Annotated in this window: 2 protein-coding genes and 1 pseudogene; 2 read left to right on the forward strand and 1 reads right to left on the reverse strand. The window is 71.1% G+C overall.

From position 1 onward, the window contains the following. Positions 1-544: pseudogene (locus AB0K37_RS41690) on the reverse strand (hypothetical protein); the annotation flags it as partial. Positions 545-783: 239 nt separating this feature from the next. Here AB0K37_RS41690 and AB0K37_RS41695 point away from each other — a divergent pair. Together AB0K37_RS41695 and AB0K37_RS41700 are read left to right on the forward strand one after the other, a co-directional pair. Then, positions 784-1,470, forward strand: coding sequence for a dioxygenase (locus AB0K37_RS41695; RefSeq protein ID WP_363991641.1), 687 nt, complete (start codon positions 784-786; stop codon positions 1,468-1,470). Between the two features lie 277 nt (positions 1,471-1,747). Then, on the forward strand, positions 1,748-2,412 hold a 665-nt coding region (locus AB0K37_RS41700), incomplete at its 3' end, for a DUF2637 domain-containing protein (protein WP_363991644.1).

The following is a 2,412-nucleotide window of genomic DNA, read 5'->3' on the forward strand; positions in this document are numbered from 1 at the left end:
CGCCGTCCGGGGCGGCGCCCCGCTCGCCGTCCTCGGCGCCGCTCTCGGCCAGGGCGGCGAGGAAGGACGAGACGAGCCGCCCGGTCCGGGCCCGCCCCCCGAGCAGGGTGCCGCCGAACGCGGCGAGGCGCTCCCGCGGCAGCGGCACGGCGCTGTGCGGGATCACCACGGTGAAGATGTGGTGGGCGTCGAAGGAGATCTCCACGGGACGGGTCAGGTCGTAGAACACCACGTCCCCCGCGCCGACCACGGCCCGGCGGCCGTTCTGCCGCAGCACGCACGAGCCGCGCAGCACCAGGCCGAGCTTGTAGCACTCGCGGGTGTCGCGGGCGATCTGCAGGGCGCTGCGCCGCACCGCGTGGGCGGGCGCGTGCACGTCGCCGGCCTCCACCGGGCCCAGCGCCCGGCCGCTCAGCCGGGCGGCGAACCCGCCGGGCAGGAGCGGCTGCACGTGGAACGGCCCGAAGGCCGAGCTGATCAGGTGGCGCCAGTAGTCCGCCTGGTCGCGGGCAGGGTGGTCCGAGGTGTCAACGAGCGTGGGCATGACGCTCCTCCGGTCGGCGGGCGGGTCTCGGACGCCAACCGCAAGGCTTCTACGGCGCGTCAGGAAGGTCAATGAGCGAGTCGGCACGACGCTTCGGGCGGGCTTTGGCACTCGCCGCCAAAGTCGCGGCACGCAGCGGCAAGACCGCCCCTTCCCCGGCGGCTTATACATGTCGCGGACCGACTCCCAGGGAGCCCCGCCAACCGGAAGATCCCGGACGACCCCCGAGAGGAACCCCCATGCCAGCCGACGAGCAGGAGACCGGCACCGGCCACGCGCCCGGCACCGGCGACGGCCAGGACAGCGGCATCAGCCGCAAGAACTTCATCGTCGCCGCGGGCGCGGCGGGCATCGGCGCGCTCGCGCTGCCCACCGCCGTGTCCGCGGTGACCGCGCCCGCGCAGGCCCGCACCGAGCAGCGGCCGCTCAGCCCGACGCCCAAGTGCGACGACGGGGACGACACCCCGACGCACTCGCAGATGGAGGGCCCCTACTTCAAGCCCGGGTCCCCCGAGCGCGCGTCGATCGTGACGCCCGGCATGCCGGGGACCCCCCTCACGGTCTCCGGGATCGTCTACTCGATGTCGTGCACGCCGGTGGCCCACGCCCTGCTCGACTTCTGGCAGGCGGACTATTACGGCAATTACGACAATTACGGCTATACGCTACGTGGACATCAATACACGGATGCTTCGGGACGATTCACCCTCACGACGATCGTGCCGGGTCTCTACCCCGGCCGCACCCGGCACATCCACGTCAAGGCCCAGGCCCCCTACCAGCGGATCCTGACGACGCAGCTGTACTTCCCGAACGAGCCCCGGAACAGCTCCGACTCGCTCTACGACCCGGCGCTGCTCATGAAGGTCCAGACCGGTCCCGCCGGACGCACCGCGAAGTTCGACTTCGTCCTGCAGGTTCCCTGACCGGGGTTCCGCGGCCGGATTCCGTCACCGCTCCCGCGGAATCCCGCCCCCGCCAAGGCCCCGGCGCGCCTTGGCGGGGGCTCCCGCTATGTGACTGCGGGGGCTCCCGCCATGTGGCTGCGCGGGCTCCCGCTGTGTGCCTGTGGGGCTCCCGTTCAGCCGTTTCGCGGGGAACGGGACCGAGACGTGATGCGAATCGCCCACGAAACGGCAAAGGAATGGATAGTCTCCCACCGATCACTTTTGGTTGTGTAAGGAATCTGGGAGCACACGCCACATGAGCGCTGCCAACCGGGCACAGGTCATCACACGGTGGGGGGCCATCGCCTTCATGGCGGCCGCGGTCCTGACCGCCACCGCCGGTGGCTTCGCCCAGTCCTATGCCGGTCTCTATCACTGGGCCCTGGAACACGGCCTGCGGGGTTGGAAGGCCGAGTCGTTCCCCCTGCTGGTCGACCTGTTCATCATCGTCGGTGAACTCGGGCTGTTCCTGCTGGCCATCGACGCCTTCGTCATCAAGCGCCGGGCCCTGATGAGCTGGCTCGACTTCTGCCTGCCGCTGACCATCGCCCTCGCGGGGTGGACGGCCAGCCTCATCTTCAACGTCGGCCATGTCGGCCACAAGACCTTCTCCTTCCAGGCGACGGCCGCGGTCCCGCCGATCGTGTCGATGCTCGGCCTGTTCGTCCTGCTGCGGACGCTGCACCGGTACGTGTCGCAGAGGACCGAGGAGGAGGAGGCCAAGCAGCCCGAGCCGCAGACGCGCGCGATCGCCGGGCCGGTCACGCTGAACCAGATCACTCTGATGCCGCTGCGCAACACCGGCCCGTTCCCGCAGATCCAGGTGCCCGGGTACTCCGGCAAGGCGATCGAGTCCGGGACCGCGGGCAGGGCCGAGGCCAAGGGCGCGCCCGCGGGCGAGGCCGCGCAGGCCCGGGCCGC

The organism is Actinomadura sp. NPDC049753, from assembly GCF_040674655.1.
Lineage (GTDB): Bacteria > Actinomycetota > Actinomycetes > Streptosporangiales > Streptosporangiaceae > Spirillospora > Spirillospora verrucosospora.